3 protein-coding genes are annotated in these 4,316 nt (G+C 67.0%); 2 read left to right on the forward strand and 1 reads right to left on the reverse strand.

Translation table 11 applies throughout. From position 1 onward, the window contains the following. Positions 1-197: 197 nt before the first annotated feature. The gene (locus tag U9980_RS23470) at positions 198-3,302 is read right to left on the reverse strand and encodes a DEAD/DEAH box helicase (protein WP_322769922.1); all 3,105 of its coding nucleotides are present in this window, start codon (positions 3,300-3,302) and stop codon (positions 198-200) included. 285 nt (positions 3,303-3,587) lie between these two features. Between U9980_RS23470 and U9980_RS23475 the strand changes: the two genes are divergently transcribed. Continuing rightward, on the forward strand, positions 3,588-3,860 hold the full coding sequence (locus U9980_RS23475; RefSeq protein WP_416210368.1) for a type II toxin-antitoxin system Phd/YefM family antitoxin: 273 nt from the start codon (positions 3,588-3,590) through the stop codon (positions 3,858-3,860). Then, a complete protein-coding gene (locus U9980_RS23480) occupies positions 3,857-4,288 on the forward strand; it encodes a type II toxin-antitoxin system VapC family toxin (RefSeq protein WP_322751515.1) in 432 nt (143 codons plus the stop codon). The genes U9980_RS23475 and U9980_RS23480 overlap by 4 nt, the downstream gene beginning before the upstream one ends. Positions 4,289-4,316: the final 28 nt, after the last annotated feature.

The following is a 4,316-nucleotide window of genomic DNA, read 5'->3' on the forward strand; positions in this document are numbered from 1 at the left end:
CCCCCGCTCCAGGAGGAACGTCGCGTGCGCATCACCTGCGGCGTTGCGCCGCGCGCGAGCCCGCCAGTCCGCACGAGGACGGGCGCTCTCATCCGCCAAGGTCTGCCAGAAGGACCCGGGCGCATCGGCCAGCGCCGCCAGGCGGACGCCGCGTAACCGCTCGCCGTCATCGGGCCCGATGCGATCTACGTGGACGGTCAGGAGAAGAGCGCCCGGACGTCGTCCGCGTCGAGACTCGAACCGAACGCGTCGCCATCATCCATGACGCTGGAGAACAATTCGGCTTTCCTGGCCTTCAGCGCCATCACTTTCTCCTCGATGGTGTCCTTGGCGACGAGTCGGTAGACCATGACGTTCTTGGTCTGCCCGATACGGTGTGTGCGGTCCACCGCCTGCGCCTCGGTTGCGGGGTTCCACCACGGGTCGAGCAGAAAGCAGTAGTCGGCCTCGGTGAGGTTCAGACCGAATCCGCCGGCTTTCAGGCTGACGAAGAACACCGGGGCTGACCCCGTCTTGAACCGTTCGAGCACTGCCGGTCGGTTACGGGTCCTGCCGTCGAGGTAACAGTATTCCACGCCGACGGCGGACAACCGGTCGCGTACCTTACCGAGAAATCTGGTGAACTGGCTGAAGACCAAGGCCCGGTGGCCGCCGTCGATGACGTCGCTGAGCTGACCGAGCAGGGCGTCGATCTTGGCGCTCGGAATGTCGTCATGACCGTCGTCCACGAGTCCGGCGTGCAGGCTGAGCTGGCGTAGCAGGGTCAACGAACGCAGGATCGTGAAGCGGTTCCTGTTCATGTCCGTCACCAGGCCCAGAACCTTCTCCCGTTCCCGTTGCAGGTGGGTCTGGTACAGCTTCCGGTGCCGCGAATGCAGGTCCACCTCGAGAACCTGTTCCTGCTTCGGTGGAAGCTCGGGCGCGACCTGCTCCTTGGTCCGGCGCGTCATCAGCGGTCGGATCCGCCGGCGAAGCTGCGCGAGCAGCTCGGCGTCGTGCTCTTTTTCAATGGGCTGGGCGTAGTAGTCACGAAATCGTGTCGGGCTCGGGAACAGACCTGGCGCGGTGACCGACAGGAGCGACCACAGCTCCATCAGGTTGTTTTCCATCGGGGTCCCGGTGACGGCCAGTTTGAAAGTCGCCGGAAGCAGTCGAGCGCACTGGTACGCCTTTGACTGGTGGTTCTTGACGACCTGGGCCTCGTCGAGAACCAGACCGGACCACGGGAGGTCCGCGTACTTGTCATACTCGAGCCGAAACAGCGTGTACGAGGTGACGACCAGGTCTGCGCGTGACACCGCCTGTTCGAGAGGGTCGCCGCGGCGTCGCTCCGTGTCAGAAATCGTCACTGTCCGCAGACCGGGTGCGAACCGTGCCGTTTCCGCGGCCCAGTTCGCCACGACGCTCGTCGGCGCGACGACGAGGAACGGCGCGAGTTCGGGGGCGACCTGCTTCGCGTGGCAGACCAGCGCCAGCGTCTGCAGCGTCTTGCCCAGGCCCATGTCGTCGGCGAGCACCCCACCCAGCTGGTACTGCCACAGAAACGCCAGCCAGCGGAAACCCTCGAGCTGGTACGGCCGCAGCGTCGCCGCGAGCGTCGAAGGCGGCTCATACTGATCCACCGCGCTCAGCGACAGCAGCCCCGTCACCTGTTGGCGCCATGAGTGCGCCTGGCGCTCGACCACGCCGAGCTCGGCCAGCTCGTCCCACAGCCCGGCCTGGAACCTGCTGATCCGCAGCTGACCGGCGGGTCGGTCCTGCAGCGCCCGCGCCTCTTCGATCAGCCGCCGCAAAGCCTGCAGCTCGGGCTTGTCCAGACTGAAATAGGCGCCGTCGGCGAGGAGCAGGTGCGACTGGCCCCGACCCAGCGCCAGGAAGACGTCCGCGAACGGCACCTGACGACCTTCCACGGAGATGGTGACCCCGAGGTCGAACCAGTCGGTCTCACCCACCACGTCATCGGTCGACAGGCCGATACGCAGCGAGTCGCCCGCCTCCCGGTAGTCGACAGGCTCGCCGCTGACCTCGACGACAACCCCGGGACGCCCCGCCAGCCACGGAAGCAGCTCCGTCGTCACGCGCATCGTGTCGGTACCGCGCAGCCGCACCCGCGACGGCAGGGTCAGCTCCGGGGTCAGCTCCGCGGTCAGCTCCTCGCCTGCGAGCCCCGGCCCGACGCAGAGCACGGCCGCCGCATCGGGGGGCAGGTCCAGCGCGGCCAGCGCATCCCGCTCCTGGCGCGGGTCCCGGAATCCCTCCGGCGCCGCGTCGCGCAACGGTACGCGTATCCGCCGGCCGCCGAGGTCATACTCCCACTCCACGTTGAGGTCGAGGTCGTGGTCATCACCGTAGGCGGCACGCAGCACCAGGGTCGGCGGCACCACCTCCGGCGGTACGAACGACCCGTCACGGGACAGCACCGGGGCCAGCCGGCGCAACCGCGGGTAGAACTCCGTCCGGAACCGGTCCTCCTCGACAGCTGGGACCTCCAGGCTCCGGTTCCCGACCGCCATCCGCTGCAGCGCCGGCGGCACCGGCTCGACGAGACGAGCAAGCCGCACGTGCCAGTCGCGGTGGTCCTCAGACGCCCGGATCTCCGCCCGATCGACGTAGATGACACCGTGGCCGTCGCCGCCGATGAACGAGAACACCGCGGCCTCGGCTTCGGCCGACCCTTCGATGCGAAGCAGGGGTGCGACGATCAAGGATTCCGAGCTCGCGTCGCGCATCACGTCCACACACAGTTCGGCGAGGCCGTAACGGTCCACGTCGCCGAGCTTCTTCCTCGCGTGGACGAACCGGAGGCCGACCGCCGCGGCCGCGTCGAGCATCGGCCAGAGTTGGTGGCTCCCGAATGCGGAAAGGTCGAGCCGCTTCGGCCCGCTGTGAGAGTAGTACGAGTAGTCGTACCGGTCCTGTCGGGCCCTGTACAGGGCGAACATCTCCTGCAGCACCTGGACCTGCGCCGGGGAGAACTCACCGACCTTGTACGACGCATTCAGCTCGTCCCACCCGACGGCGGCGACCCAGCCGTTCTTTCCCGGCTTGACCAGCCGAGCGGTCACCTTCAGGCCCAACTCGGTGGTGGCGGCGCCGGCCGACGGATACGCGGCGAAACTCAGCTCGACGGCCAACGGCGTCGTCCCGCGTCCTGTCCACGGATGGCCGCTCTCGGGGACGGGTGGAGAGTCGAGCAGCTCCCCCAACGACTGGACCCACACCTGCGACGGTGGTGCTCTCACCGGCATCCCACTCCAGCGTCGTGACCACATCGTGCCGTGCGCCGCGGACACTCCTGGCATCCGGATGACCCCTGACAGCCACCCGCAGACCAGCGGTACCGGACCTTTACCACGGTACCGGGTAGCTGCGACGACGCTCGGATCATGTTCGCGAAGGTAGCAGATTGTGGCAGGACGTCCTGTCGCGGCTATCCGCCAGCTCGAGGAGGACCACAGTCGATGTGCAGGACAAACAACGCCACGGCGTCGCACGCCTAAGATCGCCCGGAATGGAGATCGCCCGCTCCGCCACCATGACGTCGATGCAGTACTACCCATGTACTACCCATGTACTACACTGGGTTCATGGAACAGGTACCCGTGCGGGTGCTCAATCAGGACACCGCAGGCGTCCTGGCGCGTGTCGAACACGGCGAGACCGTCGAAATCACCCGACACGGCAAGGTGATCGGCCGAATCGTGCCGGCAACCCCCGGGGAACTGGACGACCTGATCGCAGCGGGCAAGGTCGCCCCAGCCACCGTCACCGGCCCGTTCATCGCACCGCAGGGCCCACTGATCAATGGCCTGGAAGCCGGTGCGCTGATCCGACAACTCCGTGACGAGGAACGCTGGTGATCTATCTGGACACCTCCGCGATCGTAAAGCTGATCAGACCCGAGTTGGAGAGCGACGAGCTGACCGAATGGCTCAACTCTCGGCAGACCGAGCATGTGATCACCTCCAAACTCGCCGAAGTCGAAGTCCCACGGGCGTTACGCCGGGAGGAACCGGCACGGCTGGCAGCGGTGCCAAGCGTCCTTGCCCATCTTGACCGCCTCGACATCGACGACGCCATCCGAGCCACCGCGGGCGCCTACCCGTTCCCCCACCTGCGGTCACTGGACGCCATCCACCTGGCCACCGCGGACCAGCTCGTCGCGTCCGGAAAGACGATCAGCGCCTTTGTGACATACGACAAACGCCTGGCCATCACCGCCGGAGAAATCGGCCTGGTCACAGCAGCGCCCGGCGGCGGATTCAACGGCGGCCAGGTCTCGCGGTAGGCGTCGATGTCGCGGACCCCCTGCTGCG

Source organism: Protofrankia sp. Cr1, assembly GCF_963555865.1.
GTDB lineage: Bacteria > Actinomycetota > Actinomycetes > Frankiales > Frankiaceae > Protofrankia.